The organism is Streptomyces sp. NPDC096013 (genome assembly GCF_044763565.1).
Taxonomy (GTDB): Bacteria; Actinomycetota; Actinomycetes; order Streptomycetales; family Streptomycetaceae; genus Streptomyces.
The window spans coordinates 212,594-234,335 of sequence record NZ_JBIWGK010000003.1 but is presented as its reverse complement, the minus strand read 5'-3'; the positions used below and the strand labels follow the sequence as shown (position 1 = coordinate 234,335).

The following is a 21,742-nucleotide window of genomic DNA, read 5'->3' as shown; positions in this document are numbered from 1 at the left end:
GGGTGTCTCACAGCTCTTTCGCCAGTCGGTCGATGAAGTCGCGCGACCGTTCGGGGTCGAGTGACACGGCTTCCACCTTACGGAAGCGCGTTCGAAAGGCGCTGAGCTGTGCTTCGGAGTCGATGAAGGCCGAGCCGTGGGGTACGTCGCGTACGACCGTGTCCAGTTTGGGAACGGGGCCGCCCGCGTACGTCATCGCGCTGGCGGCCCTTGCGAAGCCGTCCAGGTCGAAGGGGATGACGCGGACGGTGATGTCGTCCGCTTCGGAGAGTCCGAGAAGCTTGGTGAGTTGGGCTCGGGAGGCTGCGCGGTCGCTGACCCTGATGCGCAGTGCTGACTCGTGGATCACCAACTCGTAGGGCATGCGGAGCTGTTGACGCCGCAGGCGATGTTGGACGCGCAACTCAAGTTCTTCGTCGGTGAGTTCGGGGACCCTGGCGGAGAACACCGCGCGGGCGTAGTCCTCCGTCTGTAGCAGGCCCGGCACATACAGGATCGCTACCTCGTGCAAGAACGCGGCGTGATGGTCCAGCTCGGCCAGATCCAGGAACGACGTGGGCAGCAGACCCCGGTACTCCTCCCACCAGCCCCGCGTCCGATCGGTTGCCATAGCGACCAGCGCGTCGATGAACTCCTCGTCCGTGCAGGCGTAGTGGGATGCGAGGCGGCGTACCCGTTCCTCGCTCACGCCCACGATTCCGGCTTCGATGTGGCTGATCTGGACGCGACCCGCTCCGAGCAGCGCCGCGGCGTCGACGGCGGTGAGCCCCGCTGCCTCGCGGAGTCTGCGCAACTCGATGCCCAGGCGCATCTGTCGTGCCGTTGGTTCGCGCCTCAGGACCATCGATTGCTCCTCCTCGTTCGAGGGCAGATTACGCGATCCGCTTGTCTGGGATGACAGGTTATCCCTACGGTTGGTTACGCAACGCATACCCTGCGGAAGTGCACCACTCCGTCATGCCGTGATGGTCGTGGCCGAGCCACCGCGCGAACTCCCCTTCACCTGACCGGAGTTGACCCATGCTTGAAAACGAGTCTGAGGCCGGACCCGTCGCCACCGCCCCCTGGGAGTACTCCCTCTCCATCCCCAACGACCCCCGAGCCGTCACCGTAAGCCGCCGCACCCTCCGCCTCATCCTCACCGTCCACGGACTCATCGGCCTCGTCGACACCGCCGAACTTCTTGCCACCGAGTTGGTCTCCAACGCCGTACGGCATACGAAAGGACCCGCCGACCTGCGCGTCCGCTGGGAGGCAGGGGTACTGCGGATCGGGGCCTGGGACGCCGATCCCGAACCTCCGCCCCCGCCAGAGCCGTTGGAGCTGATTGCAGCCTCCGAGGATGCCGAGGGCGGACGAGGGCTCGCGCTCGTCCAGGCATGTGCCGATCTCTGGGGCTGGCAGCCCTCAGCCAGGCACGGCGCGCGCGGCAAATACGTCTGGTGCGAGCTGCTTACCGCGTGACCGGCAACGCCGCCACGAACCGCGGTCCATCCCCCCGGTGCTGGACCGGGAACGTGACTTTCAACCCCTGCTCCTGCCCCGCCACCGACAGCCTCGTGGTGAACTGCAACCCCAGGAACGCCTTCTTCGAACCGCCCGCCGAGACGTACGGACGTGGCAGGTTCAGCATCAACTTGCCTGGTTTCCCGCCCCTGTTGCCGTCGAAGAACAGGACTCTCTGGTCGGTCAGGACTATGTACAGGGGGCGTGGAGTGACCGTGGCCATCACCGTTCCCGCGCTCAACACCCCCACCACGGCCGCCGTCAGGGCTTGCTTGCGGACCGATACCGAGCCGATCGCGGCCAGGGAAGTGAACTCAACCCGTTCGCCCTGGAGGAGCAACGGGGCCGCCGCTTCGAGGAGTTGGCGGTTACGGCGGGCGTTCAGGGACATGGCGTCGCTCCTGGGGGGCGTGAGTACAGAAAGGTGCGGACAATATGAGCTTCTGGTGAACGGAAGTTGGACGAAAGGTAGGGCGAAGGTCAAGTCAAACCCACGCTCACCCCATGTCTGACCTGCGGATTCCCCGCCATCCGCGATGTCACAGGGCTCGCCTAGGATCCGCCGCATGTCATCCGTCCCCGGAGCCGATCCAGGCCCCGACTTCGAACTCGCGTCCGCCTTCCCGGAGGTCACCTGGTTGCGTCAGGCCGCCGCCGCGGCCGACTGGGCCGCGATCCGGCAGTACCACGACAGCCTGCCGCCCGGTACCGACCGGGCCTTCGTCGTGGGGGTGTTGGCGGAGGACGACGCTTTCGAGCACGCGCTGCGACGGCAACTCGCCGCCGTACCGCACGACGTTCTCGCGCTCACCGTGCTCGGGACCCGGCTCATCGAGGCCGGGTGGGAGATACGGACCGGCGCGCGAGCCAAGAACGTCAGCCGCGAGCAGTTCAAGGCGTTCCACGAACACCTGCGAGAGGCGGAGCAACTCCTCATCCAGGCAACGGCTTTGGACCCTTCCTACGACGCCGCCTGGGCCGCCCGTCTCAACACCGCCCGCGGGCTGTCGCTCGGGCAGAACGAGAGTCGGCGCCGCTACAACCGCCTCGCCCGCTACCACCCCCACCACTTCACCGGCCAGGCCCGCTTCCTCCAGAAGCTCTGCCCCAAGTGGGGCGGCACCTGGGAGGAGGCCCACGGGTTCGCGCGCGAGTGTCTACTGACCGCCCCCGCAGGGGCGTTGAACGGCGGGCTCGTCGCCGAGGCGCACGTCGAGCACTGGCTCGACCTCGGTGCCGACGACAAGCGCAGCGAATATCTCCAGCAACCCCACGTGCACGCCGAACTCGTCGAGGCCGCCCAACGCTCCGTGTTCCACCCGCAGTTCGCGCGGCCGTACGGCTGGGTCACCGTGCAGGGCAGTTTCGCCGCGCTGTTCTCGCTGATCGGCGACACCGCGCAGGCCGCCGCGCACTTCCGGGCGCTCGGCAACCTCGCCTCCGACTATCCGTGGAGTTACCTCGGCAAGCCCGCCGAGGCGTACGTCCAGCACCGCGACATCGCCAACTCCGCCCTGAGAGGCCGAAGATGAACCCCCGGGACCCCCAGAACCCCCAGGCCTCCCAGGACAGTCAGCCCGCCGCCGCCAGCATGAACGCCATCCACCTCACCGAAGTCGACGGCATCCCCACCCTCTTCGCCTACGCCCCCGGCCCCCTCCGCGCCGGCCTCGTCTTCCGCGTCGGCATCGCCGACGAGACCCTCGCCCGCGCCGGTGTCACGCACCTCGTCGAACACCTCGCCCTGTACCGCCACGGTCTCGCCGACTACCACTACAACGGCGCGACCAAGGCCGCCTTCACCCACTTCCACGTGGAGGGCGCCGAACACGAGATCGTCGACTATCTTCACGGCGTGTGCGCCTCCCTCGCCGACCTCCCCATGGAGCGCCTGGAGACGGAGAAGGAGATCCTACGGACGGAGGAGTCCCGCCGCGAGACCGGCCAACTCCCCTTGTGGCGCTACGGCGCCCAGGGCTACGGCCTGGTCAGCTACCCGGAGTGGGGGGTCAGGAACCTGCGCCCGGAGGACGTACGGCACTGGACGGAAACCTGGTTCACCGCCGGCAACGCCGTGCTGTGGATCGCCGGCGAGCGCTTCCCCGCCGGACTCGCGCTCAAGCTGCCCCCGGGCACCCGCCACCCGCTCCCCGCCGTCACCTCCGCGCTCCCCACCACACCCGCCCACTTCGCCGACGGCCAGGGCGGAGTCCTCCTCGACGCCGTCGTCACCGACACCACCGCCGCCCGACTCTACGCCGGTGTCCTGGAACGCGAACTCTCCCGCGCCCTGCGCCAGGAGGACGGCAACTCCTACACCGCCGCCACCGACTACACCTCCCGCCGCGACGGCCACGCCCTCCTCACCGCCTTCGCGGACTCCCTGCCCGCCAAGCAGGACGCGGTGCTCGGCGGCTTCGTCGACGTCCTCGCCGCGCTCCAGGCCGGCCGTATCGCGCAGGCAGACCTGGAGGCCGTACGGGCGCGGGCCGACGCGGGACTGACGGCGGCCGACGCGGCCGTACGACGGCTGCCGGGGGCGGCGGAGGACCTGCTCGCCGGACGGCCGCCGCGCGGGCTCGACGAACTGCGCCACGAGCTGTGGTCGGTGACGCCCGGTCAGCTGCACGCGGTGGCCCTGGAGGCTGCCGGGACCGCGCTGTTGCAGGTGCCCTCGGGGCACAGTGCCGACTGGGCGGGGTACGTGGAGGCGCCGGTCCGTTCGACGTACGCCGTCACCGGGCGGCGTTTCGAGGCGGTGGCCAAGGACGGATCCGCGCTGGTGGTGGGGGACGACGGGGTCAGCGTGACCGTGCGTGGACGTGACGGGAGCGACCTCGCGGTGACCGTGCCGTACCGTTCCTGCGCCGCCGTGCTCAGCTGGCCCGACGGTGGCCGGCGGCTCATCGGCACCGACGGTCTCGCCGTCTCCGTGGAACCGGGGCTCTACGGCGTCGACGCGCACACGATGGCGATGCTCGACGCGGCGGTACCGCCGCACGCGCGCGTGCAGTTGCCGCCTCGGCGGAGCGCCCCGCGCGCGGAGGCGCCCGTGTCGGCGCCGACCGCCGAGAGCGGTGGTGCCGCGCCCGCCCGGCGCACCGGCGGGCAGACCGCCGCGCTCGTCGTGTTCTTCCTCCTCGGCGGGCTGTTCGCCTTCGTCGCGCTCGCGACGACGGTCTTTGGCCACGACCCCGACAGCGGCACCGGCGAATGGCTGGGCCTCTCGGCCTTCCTGTGGGCCGTCACCGGACTGATCGTCTGGCCCGCGGTACGGATCCTGCGGCGCACCCGGCGGACGTGATCCACCGGAGGCAGGGGATCTACCGCAGGTACGGGTTCCCCTGTTGCGGGGGTACCGGCATGCCACGTACAGCTGCCGCTTCGGGGGCGGGGTGTCGAACATTCCGAACAGCAGCAGTCCGGCGGCCGTCAGCATGGTCAGCACGACCGCCAGGACGCGAACACGCCCCAGCGAGCCGTTTTGCCATGCCAACCCCCCCCCGAGGCCGGGCCAAGGCGTGGCACAGGCCGCCGCCCGGGGGACGAAAGGCCATGTGAACCGTCCCGCGACCCGGCGGACGCCCGCCAGGCCCGCGCACTGGTACGGCGTTTGTCCGGCCCGCGTTCCCCGGGACGAGAGTTTTTGCCGTGTCGTGAGGGAATCTTGTGGCGATCGAGAGGATCCGTTTTCCAGGTCGAAGGACACCGTCGATTATCGTGCGATTCGCTGGGGTCCCAAGTCCCGCGCGCGCACGGACGGTTCCGTACACAGGGCCGTACGACCGTAGTCCTACGGCGTCGCCGCGCCGGACCCGCGCAGCTTCCGGGGCCCCCGAGGGGCCGACAATTTTCCGGCGGACGTCGTACATGTCCGCTTGTCATGAACAGGGGTGGGGTTTTCCGTGTCCGAGCACCGGCAGTCGAAGAAGCGCAGATACATCGCTTGGGGCGTCGCGGGTGCCGCCGTCGTCGCCGGAGGCGGTATCGCCGCGACGAACTCGATGGCCGCCACCACCTGGCCCGCGCAGAAGACCTACACGGGCCGCGCCTTCGACACCTGTGCCGCCCCCTCCCTCGCCGCGATGAAGGCCTGGCACACCGACGGTGCCTACGGTGCCGCCGCCGTCTACATCGGCGGCAAGAACCGCGGCTGCGCCCAGCCCAACCTCACCGCCTCCTGGGTCAAGTCCCTCACCACGGTCGGCTGGAAGTTCATCCCGCTCTACGTCGGCTCCCAGCCGTCCTGCGGCTCCGGCGGCTCGGTGAAGATCAGCGCCGGCACCGCCGCGGCCGTCGGCAAGTCCGAGGCGGACGACGCGGTCGCCAAGTCCGCGGCGCTCGGCTTCAAGGCCGGCAGCCCGGTCTACCTGGACATGGAGTCGTACGACACGACGAACACGTCCTGCAACAACGCCGTGCTGACCTATGTGCGCGCCTTCGACAAGGAACTGCACGCCAAGATCTACCGCGGCGGCCTCTACGGCTTCTCCAGCTCCAGCGCCAAGGCGATCGCGACCGCGACCGACAAGACGGACCTGCCGGGCAACCTCTGGTACGCGCTGTGGGACAAGGTCAACACGACCACCTCGGACTGGCCGTGGGGCTCCACCCAGTTCACCGGCCACAGCCGCGCCCACCAGTACCTCGTCAACAGCAAGGAGACCCGCGGCGGTTACACGATCACCGTGGACCGCGACGCGTGGGACGCGCCGGTGGCCATCACCGGCTGAGCGCCGACTGCTGAAGGGCGAGGAGTGAGGGCGATGAGGATGCTGAGGGTGCTGCGGGCGTCCGCCGCGCCGGTGCTGCGGACGCCGGCCGTGCGCGTGGGTTTCGCCGCGCTGCCGGTCGTCAGCCTGGGCCTGCTCTGTCCCGTCCCGTCCCTCGTCCTCGCCCTGCGCCGCCGCACCCGCGCCGACTGGCTCGTCTTCGCCGGGTTCACCGCGGTCCTCGCGGCCTGGATCACCGAACTCGCGCTGACGCCGGTCGACACGCACGGCGCGCTGTTCGGCGTGGACCTGCTGCTGGTCGCGCTCTCCATGGCGGGCGCCTCGGCGCACGCGTGGCGGGCGTGGCCGCGGCGGGCGCGGGACCTGGCCGCAGAACAGACACGTGGCCCGGCGGTCGAACGGGCCGAGGAGCAGCGGTAGATGGGCAAGCAGGTCCGGCAGGTCACGCAGGCGCGTCCGGTCCCGGTGGAGAGACAGCGACGGCTCACGCGCGTGGGGCATGCCGTGGTGGCCGGGCTGCGTGCGCTCGGCGGTCGCACTATCGCCATGATCGCTACGGCGCTCGCCGTCCTCCTCGCGGTGATCGTGACCGGAATCGTCCTCTCCAGGCACGACAGCCGGCCGCCGATCCCCGCCACCCGGGCCCGGCACTACACCGACACCGACGCCTGCCTGCTCACCGACCACCAAGGCATCAACGGCGGCACGGCCGCCACGGTCTGGCGGGGCATGCAGGACGCGTCGCTCAGGACGCACACACGCGTGACCTACTCCTCGGTGACCGGCGAACAGAGCACCGCGAACGCGCGCCCCTTCCTCAACGCCATGCTCCAGAGCTCCTGCGAGGTCGTCCTCGCGGTGGGCGGCGCGGAGGTGAAGGCGGCACAGGAGACGACGGGGCGGTACGCGAAGGTCGGCTTCGTACTCGTCGGCGCCGCCAACGGAGGCAAGACCGCCGCGAACGTGTCCTGGGTGCCCACCGGGGACGGGCTCCGCGAGGCGGTCGCGGCGGCCGTGGAGCGCGTGGTGGACGCGCGGAACTAGCGCACGCGTGCGTGCCCATGCGCGGCGGTGCCCGAAGTCCCGGTGAATCGTTGGTCGAATGGGTTGGCCACAGCCGACCCACTGCCTAACATCGATCACCGCAAGACTTTGTGCGCCCGCCCGTCGCCCGACCACCACCCCTGATGGAGAGGCCGCGCGCCGCACCTGTTATTGCAATCTCCTCGGGAGGCTTCCTTGCACCGCCGCCGTCGCACCGCGCTCGTCCTCACCGCCGTGATCGCCGCTGCGGCACCCGCCCTGACCGCCTGCGGAAACGATACGCATCCAGGCGCCGCGGCCGTCGTGGGCGGCCAGCGCATCACCGTCGGGCAGCTGCAGAGCCGGGTCAACGAGGTGCGCACGGCCCAGCGGGCGTCCGTCCAGAACGAGGCGCAGTACGAGCGGGCCGTCGCCACCACCGGCGGCCTCACCCGCGAGACGCTCTACGGCATGGTCTTCGACCAGGTCGTCCACCGCGCCGCGCGGGACGCCGGGGTCACCGTCACCCGCAAGGACATCCAGGACATGCGGGCCGGCCTCGCCCAGCAGGCGGGCGGCTCCAAGGCCCTGGAGGCGACCTGGCTCGCCCAGTACGGGGTCCCCCCGCAGCGCCTCGACGAGAACCTCCGCCTCCAGGTCGAGGGCCGCAAACTCGCCGCGAAACTCGGCACCGACACCACCCAGCCCGCCTTCTGGAAGGCCCTCTCCACCGCCTCCAAGGAACTCCACGTCGACCTCAACCCGCGCTACGGCACGTGGGACGTGGAGAAGAGCAGCCGGGTGGACGCGAAGACGCCGTGGGTACGCGAGGTCACGGCGAAGCAGACGCAGCAGTCGGCGTAGCGGTACGGAGGCTCGGCGGGCGGCGGATCGCGGGCCGACCCGACCCCGGGCCGGGGTGCACGGGCTGACCTGTGGACAACAGCGGGGGCCGGTGCACGACGGCCTGTGGATAACTCCGGGGCTGTCGGCGGCGTGGGTTACGTTCGGGGGGTGAACGCAACCAGCCCCGCCCCCGACGGCACCCCGGTCCCCGCCCCCGGCCGCATCGTCCTGCTCACCACCAGCCACCGTGTCGCCCCCGGCCTGCTGTCCTGGCCCGCGTGGCAGGCGCTGCGCGACGCGGACCAGGTGCTGTGCGCGGACGGTGCGCACCCGCAGCTGCCATATCTGCGCGAGGCCGGGATAACCGTCGCCGAGGCGGCCCCGACCGCCGAGGAACTGGTCGCGGCCTGCGCGAGCGGCGCCACGGTGGTGGTCGTCGCCACCGGTGAGGGCGAGCCCACCCTCACCGACGGCCTGGCCCGCCTCGCCGGTTCCGGACGCATCCAGATGCCGGACCTGGAACTGCTCCCCGCCTCCTACGACCTTCCCGGCGCCCGCCTCCTCGATCTCGTCCAGGTCATGGACCGCATCCGCCTCGAGTGCCCCTGGTCGTCGCAGCAGACGCACAAGGGCCTGGCGAAGTACGGCATCGAGGAGGCGTACGAACTCGTCGAGGCGATCGAGGAGGGCGACCGCGACGAACTGCGCGAGGAGCTCGGTGACGTCCTCCTCCAGGTCGTCTTCCACGCCCGCATCGCGGAGGAGGACCCCGACGCCCCCTTCTCGATCGACGACGTGGCCGCCGGCATCGTCACCAAGCTGATCCACCGCCACCCCCACGTCTTCGGCGACGAGACGGCGTCGACTCCCGAGGAGGTGAAGGCCCATTGGCTGCGGACCAAGGCGGAGGAGAAGCAGCGCACCTCCATCACCGAGGGCATCCCCATGGGCCAGCCCGGCCTGGCCCTCGCGTCGAAGCTCGCATCACGCGTACGGACGGCGGGACTTGAGGTGCCGTTGCCCACGGGGGACGACGGCATCGGGTACGAGTTGCTTGCGCTCGCCGTACGGGCGGAGGCGGCCGGGGTCGATCCGGAGGCGGCGTTGCGGGCGGCGGGGCGGGCTTATCGGGATGCGATCAGAGGGGTGGAGGGGCGCGGCTCCGGGCTGTGACGGGGGCGTCGGCTCAGTACCGTTGGGACAGGGACGGTTTCGGGTGTGGGGGAGCGTGTGGACGACGGGGAGTTGGAGCGGCTGGTCGGTATGGCGGCCGAGGTGTTGGCGGGCGGGCCGGGTACTTCCGACCAGGGCTGGGATCGGGCCGATTTCGTGGACTGGTTCGAACGGCACGGGATGTATGCCGTCGCCCGGGAAGTCGGGACTGCGGGCCCCGCGACTGACCGCTCCGGTCGGGGACAGGCGTTCTGGCGCAATCGCCTTCGCGAGGCAATCCGGGCGACGCCCGGCTCGGAGAAGGACGATGCACTCCGCTCCCTCGTTTCCCAGTTGGCCCCGGCTTCGCCTCCCACCCCCGATTCCGGCGACCTGTTCGACTTCCGTGAGGGCACCTTCAACGGGCAGGTCATCGGCGTCCAGACCGTGCACAACTCCTACGCCGTCCCCGCGCCGGACGGCACTCAACCGGCCGCACCGGCCTGGCTGTTGGCGAAGGACGTCGAGCCGCTCACGCACGGAGTCCGGCCGACCCGGCGCATGAAGGGACTGCCGGTGCTGCCGCCGTACGTGCGGCGGGATCAGGACGATGCCATCAACTCGGCTGTGGGGCAGGCGCGTTCGGAGAGCGGCCTGGTCGTGGTCCTCGGGCAGGCGTACGTCGGGAAGTCGCGTGCAGCGCTCGCCGCGATGGCCCAAGTGCTCCCGGGCCACCGGGTGTTTGCGCCCGCGCGGAACGAGGATCTGCGCGAGCTGCCCGCGCTGCTGCGCGGCCGGGCGGAGCGGTGTGTCATCTGGCTCGACGACCTCGACGGACATCTCGGGGGCCGTGGCCTGGAACCACGACTGCTGTCCCAGCTGAGCGCGTTGGAGGCCGTCGTAGTGGCGACGATGCGGGACGAGGCCTACGACAAATGCGTCGGGACGTCCGCGCACGGACGCCTGTTGGACCTGGCCCAGCTCGTCGAACTTCCCCGGACCTGGTCACCCGCCGAACTGGAGCGTGCCGAGAGGACAGGGGACCCCCGGCTCACCGAGGCGGTCCGCGAGAGCGGCACGGTGGGAGTCGCCACGTACCTCGCCATCGGCCAGCGCCTCTGGAACGACTGGCGGCGCGCCCGGAACCCCCAGCGGCACCCCCGTGCCCACGCGCTGGTGCGGGCGGCGGTGGACCTGGCCCGGTGCGGACTGACGGGACCGCTGCCGCGCGACCTGTTGGTGACGGTCCACGACGGGTACGGCATCGCGGGTCTCGAACGGGAATCCCTGGACGACGCCTGGGAGTGGGTGGGGCGCAGGCGGTACGGGTCGCTGCGCATGATGCGATGCAGCGACCGGGAGACGAGACCCTTCGAGGACGTACTGCCGTATGCCGTGCGCACGGCGGAACAGAACGACCGGGAGACAGGTCCCTTCGGGAACGTGCTGCCGTATTTCGTGCACACCGCGGAGCAGGACGACGGGTTTCCGGCCGTTGCCGGGTGGGTGTGGGGGCAGGCGGTGGAGGCGGCGCGGGCGGATCCGTCGGCGCACGACGTGGAGGGTGTCGTCGCCGGGGCGCGGGCGGCGTATACAGGGGAGGCCGAGGCGGGGGACGGGTCGGCCATGCATGCCCTGGGCCTTCTCGAAAGGAGTCAGGGGGAAGGAGAGAAGGCCGAGTCCTGGTTCCGGCGGGCGGCGGAGGCGGGATGGACCGAGTCCGCAGGGCATCTCGGGCGGCTGCTCGTGGAGCGGGGTGAGAGCAGAGAGGCGGAACTCTTCCTGGAGTTGGCGGCCGAGGCTGGGGACCACGTGGCAGCCACGCTGCTGGGCACGCTGCTCCGGGACCGGGCGTTTCAGTGGTTCGAAGCGGCGACCGAGTCGGGCAATCCACAAGCGGCCCGTCAACTGGGTGATCTCTGCCTCGCTGCGGGCGATCTCATCCAGGCGGAGAACTCCTATCTTCTGGCGGAGCAACAGGGATACGCCGAGGTAGCGAGAAGCTCGGGCATGCTCCATCTGCTGTGCAACGGGCATGGGGCGGCCCAGGTATGGCTGGCACGGGCGGTGGCCGCGGGCGACGGACCGGCGGCCGAGCTCTTGGCGCACCTGGGGACAGGGCCGCAGCCGCTGGAGGAGACAAGGGGCCGCTTCTCGTTCTCGGAGGCCTACCCGCTGGACAACGCCCACTACGGCGTCGTACTGGAAGAGCAGGGAGAGCCGGCCGAAGCCCGTAGGTACTACGAGAGGGGCTACCAGGCCGGCGACTCCTACGCGGCCTACCGCCTCGCCGCCCTCCTCGACAAGCAGGGCAAGTCCGAGGAGGCCGGCGTCTGGTACCGCAAAGCCGCCGAGATGGGACACCCCGCTGCCCTGAAGGCCATCGTGGAGCGCCCCCGCACCCCGGATACCGTCAAGGAGTGACAGACCAGCCGCACCCCCACCACACCGCCCCGGAACTCTTCAGCTGGGAGTTCGCCACCAACCCCTACCCCGCCTACGCCTGGCTCCGCGAGCACGAGCCGGTGCACAGGACGCGGCTGCCCAGTGGGGTGGAGGCCTGGCTGGTCACCCGTTACGCCGATGCCAAGCAGGCGCTCGCCGACCCGCGGCTCTCCAAGAACCCCGCGCATCACGACGAACCGGCGCACGCCAAGGGCAAGACCGGTATCCCCGGTGAGCGCAAGGCCGAGCTGATGACGCATCTGCTCAACATCGACCCGCCGGACCACACACGGCTGCGACGGCTGGTCAGCAAGGCGTTCACACCCCGCCGGGTGGCCGAATTCGCGCCCCGGGTGCAGGAGTTGACGAACGATCTGATCGACCGGTTCGCTGCGGAGGGCTCCGCCGATCTGATCCACGACTTCGCGTTCCCGCTCCCCATCTACGCCATCTGCGACCTGCTCGGCGTTCCCCGCGAGGACCAGGACGACTTCCGTGACTGGGCGGGCATGATGATCCGGCACGGCGGCGGGCCGCGCGGCGGAGTCGCCCGGTCGGTCAAGAAGATGCGCGCCTATCTCGCCGACCTCATCCACCGCAAGCGCGAAGCCCTCTCCGACGCCCCCACCCCACCCCCCGCCGGAAACCTCCCCGGCCCCCCCGACGCCCCCGGTACCCCCGACACCCCCACCCCCACCGAAGACCTTCTCTCCGGCCTCATCCGCGCCTCCGACCAAGGCGAGCACCTCACCGAGAACGAGGCCGCCGCGATGGCCTTCATCCTGTTGTTCGCCGGGTTCGAGACGACCGTCAACCTCATCGGCAACGGCACGTACGCCCTGCTCACCCACCCCGAGCAGCGCGCCCGCCTGGAGAAGTCCCTGGCCGCGGGGGAGCACGGCCTACTCGAGACCGGCGTAGAGGAACTCCTGCGCTACGACGGCCCGGTGGAGCTGGCCACCTGGCGCTTCGCCACCCGGCCGCTCACCCTCGGCGGGAAGGACATCGCGGCCGGCGACCCCGTGCTGGTCGTGCTCGCCGCCGCGGACCGTGATCCGGAGCGGTTCGCCGACCCGGACGTCCTCGACCTCGGACGGCGTGACAATCAACACCTCGGTTACGGCCACGGGATCCACTACTGCCTGGGCGCTCCGCTGGCCCGACTGGAGGGGCAGACCGCGTTGGCCACCCTCCTCACCCGCCTCCCCGACCTCCAACTCGCGGGAGACCCGGCCGACTTGCGCTGGCGCGGCGGCCTCATCATGCGCGGACTGCGCACCCTGCCCGTGGAGTTCACCCCGGAGCGCCTCCGGCCGCACGCCCAGACCCCGTGACCCGCCCCCGAACCCCGACCCACCAACCAGTCGCCCCGCCCCGCCAACCCGACCTCCCCAACCAGGCGTACGGCCCCGTGAACCCGATCTCCCTAACCAGGCACCCCGTCGCGTGAACCCGATCTCCCGGCCGGGCAACCCGCCCAGTGAACCCGACCTCCCGGCCAGGCAACCCGCCCCGTGAGCCCGATTTCCCATCCGGGCATCCCGCCTCGCCAACCCGACTCCCCGGCCGGGCAACCCACCCCGTGAACCCGACCTCCCGGCGGGGCAACCCACCCCGCCAACCCAACTCCCCAGCCAGGCAACCCGCCCCGTGAGCCCGATCTCCCATCCGGGCATCCCGCCTCGCCAACCAACCCGACTCCCCACCCAGGCACACCACTTCGCCAACCCGACTCCCCGGCCGGGCAACCCACCCCGCCAACCCGACCCCCCACCCACACAACCCGCCCCGTCACCCCCTCCCCGAACCCGTCCCCCCGCCCCCTAAACCCGAAAGTGACACTTCCTCAACTCTGTGATCTTCACGTGATCTCCGTGGCATTAACTTGTGACAAGTGATCGACTGTGGATACGTTCACCTACCAGCGCGGCGACCCGTACGACCCCAACCCCCCACCGCCGCGCGCTCCCCGCTGTCACGCGAAAGGTCTCCGCATGCTCTCCGGGAACGGTCGTCACCGTCGCCCCCGTCAGGCTCCGGCTCTTCTCGTCGCGGCCGGGGTGACCGGGTCCGCCATCGCGATTCCGCTGCTCGGTGCCGCCTCCGCGAACGCCGCCGACGGCACCACCTGGGACAAGGTGGCCAACTGCGAGAGCGGCGGCTCCTGGAGCGAGAACAGCGGCAACGCCTACTACGGCGGGCTACAGATGTCCCTGGACGACTGGGACAAGTACGGCGGCCTCGACTATGCCCCGAGCCCCGACCTGGCCAGCCGCTCCCAGCAGATAGCCGTCGCCGAGAAGATCCTCGACGCCGAGGGCACCACCCCGTGGCTCACCTGCGCGCTGCTCTCCGGCCTCACCACGAACTCCGGTTCGACGGACGTCGACACCGGCGTCGCGAGTGACGCCCCGTCGGCCGGTGCGACGGACTCCAGCGGCTCCTCCGACTCCTCCGGTTCCTCGGGCTCTTCCGCTTCGTCCGGGTTGTCCGAATCCGGCACCTCCGGTACCCCCGGCACCACGGATTCGTCGTCCTCCGACTCGTCCGGCACCTCGTCGAGCCCCTCGCCCTCCGCGAAGGACAACCCGACCAACTCCTCCAAGTCCGACAAGTCCACCACTCCTTCGAAGAGCGGCAACTCGGCCGAGGCCTCTCCGAAACTCGACGAATCGGACAACTCGGCCCAGGCGGTGGGCAAATCGAGCCTCGTCGACACCGGCGCGCTCGATGACGTGAGCGGTGCGAGCGGCACGGGTGGTGCGAGCGGTGTGGACGCGCCGCAGAGTGTCGGGAAGCACCGCGGGGCGAGTGCCGAGGAGAGCGTGACGCCGCAGACGTACATCGTCCGCGCCGGCGACTCCCTCGCGTCCATCGCCGACTCCCTTGGCTTCGACGGCGGATGGCGTGCGCTCTACGCCGAGAACAAAAAGGTGATAGGCGCCGATCCGACACAGATCGCCGCCGGTCAGACGCTGGACGTCGGGACGGAAACGGGCGGAAAGTAGCAGGAATACAGCGGGAGTTCACGTCACGCTTCGCGCTGAATGTCCGGTTTGGCGAAAGTGTGGGATGAGTCTCAGAAGCCCTGATCGTCTTTGAAATCCCGCGGATTCTCTGTCTACGGTCAAGGCCGCTCGTCACCACGAGCACCGGTTGCCGCAACGCCGAGTCCTGCCAGCGGCCTCCGGGAACAGTCGTCGCGTCAAGCGCCGTAGGCAGGAGCGGGGGACCCAAGGTAAGTGCCGGGCCCGGCAGTTGATGCCGGGTGCGGCTTGGGGTGAAGTCGTGCGCCGAGAGGTGCGCGGCCGGGCAACTCACACGGCCCGAACCCGACAGCTCACCTCGCAGGCGTCGGTGAGGGGATTGGGATCTTCCATGCTGTTTTCCAGCAAGGGCAAGCACCGCCGTCCGTCCAAGGCCACCCGCGTCGCCACGCTCGCCGGCGTGACCGGTGTCGCCATCGCCGCCCCGCTCATGGCGACCGGCAGTGCCTCCGCCGCCACCGCCTCCGAGTGGGACACCGTCGCCCAGTGCGAGTCCGGCGGCAACTGGTCCATCAACACCGGCAACGGTTACTACGGCGGTCTCCAGTTCTCCGCGTCCACCTGGGCCGCGTACGGCGGCACCGCCTACGCCTCCACCGCGAACCAGGCCTCCAAGTCCCAGCAGATAGCCATCGGCGAGAAGGTTCTCGCCGCCCAGGGCAAGGGCGCCTGGCCCACCTGTGGCACCGGCCTGTCGGGCGCTTCCTACTCCGGCGGCAGCTCCTCCAGCTCCAGCGGCTCCAACAGCGGCAGCTCGTCGAGCGGAAGCTCCACCAGCGAGCGCTCCAGCGGCGACACCACCGCCTCCCGCTCCGCCGAGCGTCCGGCCGCCAAGAAGACCGTCACCACCCCGACCGGCAAGAAGGTCAAGAAGGGTGACGGCGAGTACAAGGTCGTCAAGGGTGACACCCTCAGCTCCATCGCCGAGAAGCACAAGGTGAAGGGCGGCTGGCAGAAGCTGTTCAAGCTGAACAAGGACATCATCGACGACGCCGACTTCATCTTCCCGGGTCAGCAGCTCCACCTGAAGTGACCTACGCGGCTCGTAGCTGAACCACAGCTCCCTCCTATCCGTGGTGTCCACCATGGAGACCCCGTGAGGGCCACCCCCGTCCCACACGGGCCCCCCGCTCCGGTGCGTGTTCCCCCGTACGCACCGGAGCGGGGCTTTTTGCGTCCCCCGGCCTGCCGCCCCGTGCTCATGCCCGCCGCTTGCCGGGACTTTTTGTTCCGTTCGGAAACAATTTACTCTCGGTTCTGTCCATCAGGCGGCCGACCGGATGGCCAATCGCCCCGAGCCGGTTAGGCTCGTCTCGCAGAGCCGCTGCGGTGCTGCCGTAGCCGCGTCAGATCCCAAGAAGGAGATGCTCGTGCCGTCCATCGACGTCGTCGTAGCCCGGGAAATCCTGGACTCCCGAGGCAACCCCACGGTCGAGGTCGAGGTCGGCCTCGACGACGGCAGCACGGGTCGTGCCGCCGTTCCGTCCGGCGCCTCCACGGGTGCCTTCGAAGCCATCGAGCTGCGTGACGGTGACCCCAACCGCTACGGCGGCAAGGGTGTCGAGAAGGCCGTCCTCGCCGTCATCGAGCAGATCGGCCCGGAGCTCGTCGGCTACGACGCCACCGAGCAGCGCCTGATCGACCAGGCCATGTTCGACCTGGACGCCACCGACAACAAGGGCTCGCTCGGCGCCAACGCCATCCTCGGCGTCTCCCTCGCCGTCGCGCACGCCGCGTCCGAGGCCAGCGACCTCCCCCTCTTCCGCTACCTCGGCGGTCCGAACGCGCACCTGCTGCCCGTTCCGATGATGAACATCCTGAACGGCGGCTCGCACGCCGACTCCAACGTGGACATCCAGGAGTTCATGATCGCCCCGATCGGCGCGGAGTCCTTCTCCGAGGCGCTGCGCTGGGGCGCCGAGGTCTACCACACCCTCAAGAAGGTGCTGAAGACCAAGGGCCTGTCCACCGGCCTCGGCGACGAGGGCGGCTTCGCCCCGAACCTGGAGTCCAACCGCGCCGCCCTCGACCTCATCATCGAGGCCATCAAGCAGGCCGGTTACATCCCCGGCGAGCAGATCGCGCTCGCGCTCGACGTCGCCGCGTCCGAGTTCTACAAGGACGGCAAGTACGAGTTCGAGGGCAAGTCCCGCTCGGCCGCCGAGATGACCGAGTACTACGAGGAGCTCGTCTCCGCGTACCCGCTCGTCTCCATCGAGGACCCGCTGTACGAGGACGACTGGGCCGGCTGGAAGGTCATCACCGACAAGATCGGCGACAAGGTCCAGATCGTCGGCGACGACCTCTTCGTCACCAACCCCGAGCGCCTCGCCCGCGGCATCGAGGAGGGCACCGCCAACGCCCTGCTCGTCAAGGTGAACCAGATCGGCTCGCTGACCGAGACCCTGGACGCCGTCGAGATGGCCCAGCGCAACGGCTTCAAGTGCATGATGTCCCACCGCTCCGGCGAGACCGAGGACGTCACCATCGCCGACCTCGCCGTCGCGGTGAACTGCGGTCAGATCAAGACCGGCGCCCCGGCCCGCTCGGACCGCGTCGCCAAGTACAACCAGCTGCTCCGCATCGAGGAGATCCTCGACGACGCGGCCGAGTACGCGGGCCGCAGCGCCTTCCCGCGCTTCAAGGGCTGACACCGGTAACGGGCTGACCCCACCAGGGTCAATCCTTAGCCAGTCGTACGTACGTCCCCGCACCCGGTCCCGTACCGTGTGCGGGGACGTACGCACGTGTGAAGGGAGGCGGGACATGGCCGTGAGGGACCGGGACCGGTTCTCCACCGCGACCAGGCTCAAGCTGCTCGGCGAGCAGACGGCGGCCCGCGTCTACCGCTCCCAGACCAAGCGGCAGGCCCGCCGCTCCCGGCTCACCGGCCGGGCGGCCCTCCTCGCCCTGGTCCTCTGCTCCCTGATCGTGGCGCTGGCGTACCCGATAAGGCAGTACGTCTCCCAGCGCGCCGAGATCTCCGATCTCCAGCGGCAGCAGGACCAGGCCCGGCAGCGCGTCGAGCAGCTGCGCGACCTCAAGGCGCGCTGGCAGGACGACTCCTACGCGGAGCAGCAGATCCGGCAGCGGCTGCACTATGTGATGCCCGGGGAGACCGGCTACATCGTGATCGACCCGGACGCGGCGAAGCAGTCGCGCGCCGAGCTGGGGGCGGCCGACCGTCCCTGGTACGCGAACGTGTGGGACGGCGTCGACAAGTCCGACGCGTCCGACCAGTGAGCACCACCAGCGAGAACTGACCCATAGAAAGACGTCCTGAAGACAGTCATGGAAACGCCCCCGCCGCCCACCCCGCGCACCGAGCCCACCGACGCCGACGTCGAGGCCTTCAAGCAGCAGCTCGGGCGTCCGCCGCGCGGGCTGCGCGCGATCGCGCACCGTTGCCCGTGCGGTCAGCCGGACGTGGTGGAGACGGCCCCCCGCCTCCCCGACGGCACCCCCTTCCCGACGACGTACTACCTCACGTGCCCGCGCGCCGCCTCGGCGATCGGCACCCTTGAGGCGAACGGCGTGATGAAGGAGATGACGGCCCGTCTGGAGACGGACCCCGAACTCGCCGCCGCCTACCGCGCCGCGCACGAGGACTACATCGCGCGCCGCGACGCCATCGAGGTCCTGGAGGGCTTCCCGAGCGCGGGCGGCATGCCGGACCGCGTGAAGTGCCTGCACGTCCTGGTGGGCCACTCCCTGGCCGCGGGCCCGGGCGTCAACCCGCTCGGCGACGAGGCCCTCGCCATGCTGCCGGAGTGGTGGGCGAAGGGGCCGTGCGTGTCCGTGCCCGGGGCGGCGCCGACCGGCGAGGACTGGCAGACGAGCACGACCGAGGACGGCACGGGCCACTTCGCGTTCAAGCCCGTCGAGAAGCCCGTCGACGCGAAGGAGGAGGGCCAGTGACCCGCGTCGCCGCCGTCGACTGCGGTACGAACTCGATCCGCCTCCTGGTGGCCGACGTGCCCCCGGAGACCGGTGAACTCGTCGACCTGGACCGGCGGATGACGATCGTCCGGCTCGGCCAGGGCGTGGACAAGACCGGCCGGCTGGCCCCCGAGGCGCTGGAGCGCACGTTCGCGGCCTGCCGTGACTACGCGGCGATCATCAAGGACCTCGGCGCCGAACGCCTCCGCTTCGTCGCCACGTCCGCCTCCCGCGACGCCTCGAACCGTGACGACTTCGTCCGTGGGGTGCTGGACATCCTCGGCGTCGAACCCGAGGTCATCTCCGGCGACGAGGAGGCGGAGCTCTCCTTCACCGGCGCGACCAAGGAACTGACGGGCCGGGACGACCTCGCCAAGCCCTACCTCGTCGTCGACATCGGCGGCGGCTCCACGGAGTTCGTCGTCGGCGACGACCAGGTCCGCGCCGCCCGTTCCGTGAACATCGGCTGTGTCCGCATGACCGAGCGCCACCTCGTGCGCGACGGCAAGGTCACCGACCCGCCCACCCCGGACCAGATCACGGCGATGCGCGCGGACATCGAGGCCGCACTCGACCTCGCCGAGGAGACGGTCCCGCTCCGCGAGGCCCGCACCCTGGTCGGCCTGGCCGGTTCGGTCACCACGGTCTCGGCGATCGCCCAGGACCTCCCCGCGTACGACACGGAGGCCATCCACCACTCCCGCGTCCCCTACGACCGGGTCCGCGAGATCACGGAGTCCCTCCTCCGCTCCACCCACGCCGAACGCGCCGCCATCCCCTCCATGCACCCCGGCCGCGTCGACGTCATCGGCGCGGGCGCCCTCGTACTCCTCTCGATCATGGAGCGGATCGGAGCGAGCGAGGTCGTGGTGAGCGAGCACGACATCCTGGACGGGATCGCGTTCAAGGCGGCGGAAGAGGCCGAGGCGGGCAAGCAGGGCGACTGAGGCGACAGGACCCCGGCCTCTTCCCGCCCCGGGGCGAAGCCCGATGCGATTCGGCCCTTGCCCGCGTCACCCGTCGGGCATAGTCAGTGCAGGGAACTCACGCACCTGTGGTCGGTGAGCAGGGCGTGTGCGACGGGGTGCCAGTCACGGCAGTGTTGCCGTTCGACGTCGTGATCGTCGTGCTGATCGGGTTGCTGATCTGGGCACTGGTCCGTTCCAGCACGCGACGTGCCCGGGGGCGACGTCAGGCCGGGACGGGACCGACCGTCCTTCCGCACGTCCCGCAGGCGCACAACCAAGGGGCCTCACCCCGTCCGCCCCGTCACCGGCCGGTGACGGGGCGCGCCGTCCGCTGCTGACGGTGGCTGCGGAGATCGCCGGAATCCTCGGGCTGTTCATCGCCCTGATCGCCCTCATCTCCGCCCACTAGGCAGGGGCGGACGCGGGCGCACCCCCGGCATCGCGGTCGAGGCCGCCGTGCCGGACGCGGACCACCAACTTGCCCGTGGCCCGGTCGTGCTCCATGTCGTCGTGGGCCCGCGCCACCTGCTCCAGGCCGTCGTAGACCCGGTCGACAGGGAAGGCGAGTCGGCCGGCGGCGACCGCGTCCAGGATCTCCTGGAAGACCGCCGCGGGCAGGTCGGACGCGTCGCCGAAGTAGCCCGCCAGACGCACTCCCCTCGGCAGGTACTCGTTCGGCGCGAAGTCCCGCACCGTCCACTGGTTGGAGAGGCTGCCGCCGAAGCAGCCCGTGCCGTGGACGCGGACCGCGCGCAGGGTGTCGGGCAGCGTCGGGGTGCCGACCAGGTCGAGGGCGGCGTCGACCCCGTCCGGGTACAACTCCCTTACGGCGGTCGCCACTTCGCCGGTGTCGAGCAGCGGGTGGTCGACACCGTGCTCCTTCAGCGCGGCGAGGCGGTCGGGGCGGCGGGTGGTGGACAGCACCGTGGCACCGCGCCGGCGGGCGAGCGCGGCGGCGGCTAGGCCCACGGAGGAGGTGCCGCCCCGGATCAGTACGGACTGCCCCGGCCGCAGATCCAGCCCGACGGTGAGCGAGCCGTACGCGGTCTGCACCATCTCCGGCAGCGCGCCCAGCACCTCCCAGGGCAGCTCGGTCTCCACCGGGATCACCTGAGTCAGCGGCACCGACGTGTACTCCGCGTACCCGCCGTCGTAGGTCCGCCCCATGTCCCCCATCATCGCGACGACCTTCTGCCCCCGCACCAGCCCGCTTCCGGCCGGCGCCGAGTCGACGGTCCCGGCGGCCTCGATCCCCGGCACCCGGGGGAAGCTGACGCCCTCGCTCACCCCCAGCCGCAGCTTCAGCTCCGACCGGTTGAGCCCGAACGCCTCGACCTTGATGCGCACCCACCCGTCCCGTTCGGGAGGGAGGGGGAGCGTGATCAGCCGCAGATTCTCCACGGGGCCGGGTGCGGAGAGCCGGACGGCGCGCATGGTGGTCGGCGAGGAGGTCATGGGGCGTGCCTTCTTCCCAGGGGAGGGGAGATCCGGTCGGGGGGCCACAACATGCGACACCCGCCGCTTCATTCCCGACTCGGCCTGAAATCAGGGTTGTTGGCGTACGGGTGGGCCAGCTGCCGCCGCCCTCACACCGGTCCCGCCGCCGGGCCGTCGACCCCTCTGCCGATCCCCCCTTATGCCCGTCCCCCGGCGTCCCCGGCTCTCCGGAACCCCGAATTATTACTGGCCAGTAGTAAACTCCTGAGCAGCCCATATAACGTATGAGCGGAAGCAGAGGCGCCCGCGGACCCCCTTCGGAACGTGTCCGCAAGAAAGTTCGTGAAGTTCTTCACAAGGAATTCTGTCCAGTTGAGCGACGAGACGGCCCCGGCTGGCCCTTCCGGGGTGCGGACGGCCCTGGGGACGTGCTCGGCGGGGTGGTCCGGGAGTGATTCGCGGGTGTTTCGGGAGGGTGTCGCGGAGGTGTGGTCCAGGGGGTCTCGCGGGGTAGAGCGGCAGCTCACGCGGCCTTGACAACGGGGCGAACCGACCCGTGGTTCAGTGCCTCTGACGCGACCTGGATCATGCGAGTCGCGGAGGATAACACAGCCCCTGGGCAAGCTTGTGAAGGGGCGCACGAGCG

General features: G+C 70.3%; 19 protein-coding genes and 1 riboswitch. Of the genes, 16 read left to right on the top strand and 3 right to left on the bottom strand.

The annotated features are described in order from the left end of the window. Window positions 1-7: 7 nt before the first annotated feature. Entirely contained in the window at window positions 8-844 is an 837-nt protein-coding gene (locus ACIRB1_RS12630) for a helix-turn-helix domain-containing protein (RefSeq protein ID WP_403465520.1), read from the bottom strand. 176 nt (window positions 845-1,020) lie between these two features. Between ACIRB1_RS12630 and ACIRB1_RS12625 the strand changes: the two genes are divergently transcribed. Continuing rightward, window positions 1,021-1,464 (top strand): ATP-binding protein, encoded by a 444-nt coding sequence (locus ACIRB1_RS12625; RefSeq protein ID WP_403465519.1) that lies wholly within the window; start codon window positions 1,021-1,023, stop codon window positions 1,462-1,464. Here ACIRB1_RS12625 and ACIRB1_RS12620 read toward each other — a convergent pair. Then, window positions 1,454-1,897 carry a hypothetical protein gene (locus tag ACIRB1_RS12620; RefSeq protein WP_403465518.1) on the bottom strand — a complete coding sequence of 148 codons (444 nt, stop codon included), beginning with the start codon at window positions 1,895-1,897 and terminating at the stop codon, window positions 1,454-1,456. The two genes, ACIRB1_RS12625 and ACIRB1_RS12620, sit on opposite strands and share 11 nt — an antisense overlap. 175 nt (window positions 1,898-2,072) lie before the next feature. Here ACIRB1_RS12620 and ACIRB1_RS12615 point away from each other — a divergent pair, with 175 nt between their 5' ends. The 15 genes from ACIRB1_RS12615 to ACIRB1_RS12545 all read left to right on the top strand — a co-directional run bounded on the left by ACIRB1_RS12615 (window position 2,073) and on the right by ACIRB1_RS12545 (window position 19,638). After that, complete coding sequence (locus ACIRB1_RS12615; RefSeq protein ID WP_403465517.1) at window positions 2,073-3,038, top strand: hypothetical protein; 966 nt, start codon at window positions 2,073-2,075, stop codon at window positions 3,036-3,038. Next, entirely contained in the window at window positions 3,035-4,810 is a 1,776-nt protein-coding gene (locus tag ACIRB1_RS12610; protein WP_403465516.1) for an insulinase family protein, read from the top strand. The genes ACIRB1_RS12615 and ACIRB1_RS12610 overlap by 4 nt, the downstream gene beginning before the upstream one ends. A gap of 601 nt (window positions 4,811-5,411) precedes the next feature. Beyond that, the gene (locus tag ACIRB1_RS12605; protein WP_403465515.1) at window positions 5,412-6,239 is read left to right on the top strand and encodes a glycoside hydrolase domain-containing protein; all 828 of its coding nucleotides are present in this window, start codon (window positions 5,412-5,414) and stop codon (window positions 6,237-6,239) included. Window positions 6,240-6,272: 33 nt separating this feature from the next. Beyond that, window positions 6,273-6,659, top strand: coding sequence for a hypothetical protein (locus ACIRB1_RS12600; protein WP_403465514.1), 387 nt, complete (start codon window positions 6,273-6,275; stop codon window positions 6,657-6,659). Beyond that, entirely contained in the window at window positions 6,660-7,283 is a 624-nt protein-coding gene (locus ACIRB1_RS12595; protein WP_403465513.1) for a hypothetical protein, read from the top strand. A 195-nt stretch (window positions 7,284-7,478) separates the two neighbouring features. Beyond that, the gene (locus ACIRB1_RS12590) at window positions 7,479-8,126 is read left to right on the top strand and encodes a SurA N-terminal domain-containing protein (protein ID WP_403465512.1); all 648 of its coding nucleotides are present in this window, start codon (window positions 7,479-7,481) and stop codon (window positions 8,124-8,126) included. Window positions 8,127-8,276: 150 nt separating this feature from the next. After that, complete coding sequence (locus ACIRB1_RS12585; protein WP_403465511.1) at window positions 8,277-9,281, top strand: nucleoside triphosphate pyrophosphohydrolase; 1,005 nt, start codon at window positions 8,277-8,279, stop codon at window positions 9,279-9,281. 45 nt (window positions 9,282-9,326) lie between these two features. After that, window positions 9,327-11,684, top strand: a complete 2,358-nt coding sequence (locus ACIRB1_RS12580) for a hypothetical protein (RefSeq protein WP_403465510.1) — start codon at window positions 9,327-9,329, stop codon at window positions 11,682-11,684. Continuing rightward, the gene (locus tag ACIRB1_RS12575) at window positions 11,681-13,039 is read left to right on the top strand and encodes a cytochrome P450 (RefSeq protein WP_403465509.1); all 1,359 of its coding nucleotides are present in this window, start codon (window positions 11,681-11,683) and stop codon (window positions 13,037-13,039) included. The genes ACIRB1_RS12580 and ACIRB1_RS12575 overlap by 4 nt, the downstream gene beginning before the upstream one ends. 660 nt (window positions 13,040-13,699) lie before the next feature. Beyond that, on the top strand, window positions 13,700-14,713 hold the full coding sequence (locus ACIRB1_RS12570) for a transglycosylase family protein (protein WP_403465508.1): 1,014 nt from the start codon (window positions 13,700-13,702) through the stop codon (window positions 14,711-14,713). Window positions 14,714-14,905: 192 nt separating this feature from the next. Beyond that, window positions 14,906-15,074: riboswitch (cyclic di-AMP (ydaO/yuaA leader) on the top strand. A 9-nt stretch (window positions 15,075-15,083) separates the two neighbouring features. Further along, entirely contained in the window at window positions 15,084-15,785 is a 702-nt protein-coding gene (locus ACIRB1_RS12565; protein WP_403465507.1) for a transglycosylase family protein, read from the top strand. Window positions 15,786-16,116: 331 nt separating this feature from the next. Continuing rightward, a complete protein-coding gene (gene eno, locus ACIRB1_RS12560; protein ID WP_352181960.1) occupies window positions 16,117-17,403 on the top strand; it encodes a phosphopyruvate hydratase in 1,287 nt (428 codons plus the stop codon). A 115-nt stretch (window positions 17,404-17,518) separates the two neighbouring features. Then, a complete protein-coding gene (locus tag ACIRB1_RS12555; protein WP_352181961.1) occupies window positions 17,519-17,995 on the top strand; it encodes a septum formation initiator family protein in 477 nt (158 codons plus the stop codon). A 48-nt stretch (window positions 17,996-18,043) separates the two neighbouring features. Continuing rightward, window positions 18,044-18,670, top strand: a complete 627-nt coding sequence (locus tag ACIRB1_RS12550) for a DUF501 domain-containing protein (RefSeq protein WP_403465506.1) — start codon at window positions 18,044-18,046, stop codon at window positions 18,668-18,670. Next, window positions 18,667-19,638 carry an exopolyphosphatase gene (locus ACIRB1_RS12545; RefSeq protein WP_403465505.1) on the top strand — a complete coding sequence of 324 codons (972 nt, stop codon included), beginning with the start codon at window positions 18,667-18,669 and terminating at the stop codon, window positions 19,636-19,638. The genes ACIRB1_RS12550 and ACIRB1_RS12545 overlap by 4 nt, the downstream gene beginning before the upstream one ends. A 426-nt stretch (window positions 19,639-20,064) precedes the next feature. Here the strand turns inward: ACIRB1_RS12545 and ACIRB1_RS12540 are convergent, their stop codons facing one another. Then, window positions 20,065-21,114: a zinc-binding dehydrogenase gene (locus tag ACIRB1_RS12540; RefSeq protein WP_403465504.1), complete on the bottom strand. Its 1,050-nt coding sequence runs from the start codon at window positions 21,112-21,114 to the stop codon at window positions 20,065-20,067. Between the last annotated feature and the right edge of the window lie 628 nt (window positions 21,115-21,742).

What these genes read in the sequence shown, in the direction of transcription:
- ACIRB1_RS12595 (WP_403465513.1), top strand. Translation starts at nt 6,660, where the DNA reads ATGGGCAAGCAGGTCCGGCAGGTCACGCAGGCGCGTCCGGTCCCGGTG.
- ACIRB1_RS12620 (WP_403465518.1), bottom strand. Translation starts at nt 1,897, where the DNA reads ATGTCCCTGAACGCCCGCCGTAACCGCCAACTCCTCGAAGCGGCGGCC.
- ACIRB1_RS12550 (WP_403465506.1), top strand. Translation starts at nt 18,044, where the DNA reads ATGGAAACGCCCCCGCCGCCCACCCCGCGCACCGAGCCCACCGACGCC.
- ACIRB1_RS12555 (WP_352181961.1), top strand. Translation starts at nt 17,519, where the DNA reads ATGGCCGTGAGGGACCGGGACCGGTTCTCCACCGCGACCAGGCTCAAG.
- ACIRB1_RS12570 (WP_403465508.1), top strand. Translation starts at nt 13,700, where the DNA reads ATGCTCTCCGGGAACGGTCGTCACCGTCGCCCCCGTCAGGCTCCGGCT.
- ACIRB1_RS12540 (WP_403465504.1), bottom strand. Translation starts at nt 21,114, where the DNA reads ATGACCTCCTCGCCGACCACCATGCGCGCCGTCCGGCTCTCCGCACCC.
- ACIRB1_RS12615 (WP_403465517.1), top strand. Translation starts at nt 2,073, where the DNA reads ATGTCATCCGTCCCCGGAGCCGATCCAGGCCCCGACTTCGAACTCGCG.
- ACIRB1_RS12600 (WP_403465514.1), top strand. Translation starts at nt 6,273, where the DNA reads ATGAGGATGCTGAGGGTGCTGCGGGCGTCCGCCGCGCCGGTGCTGCGG.
- ACIRB1_RS12625 (WP_403465519.1), top strand. Translation starts at nt 1,021, where the DNA reads ATGCTTGAAAACGAGTCTGAGGCCGGACCCGTCGCCACCGCCCCCTGG.
- ACIRB1_RS12630 (WP_403465520.1), bottom strand. Translation starts at nt 844, where the DNA reads ATGGTCCTGAGGCGCGAACCAACGGCACGACAGATGCGCCTGGGCATC.
- eno (WP_352181960.1), top strand. Translation starts at nt 16,117, where the DNA reads ATGCTCGTGCCGTCCATCGACGTCGTCGTAGCCCGGGAAATCCTGGAC.
- ACIRB1_RS12565 (WP_403465507.1), top strand. Translation starts at nt 15,084, where the DNA reads ATGCTGTTTTCCAGCAAGGGCAAGCACCGCCGTCCGTCCAAGGCCACC.
- ACIRB1_RS12610 (WP_403465516.1), top strand. Translation starts at nt 3,035, where the DNA reads ATGAACCCCCGGGACCCCCAGAACCCCCAGGCCTCCCAGGACAGTCAG.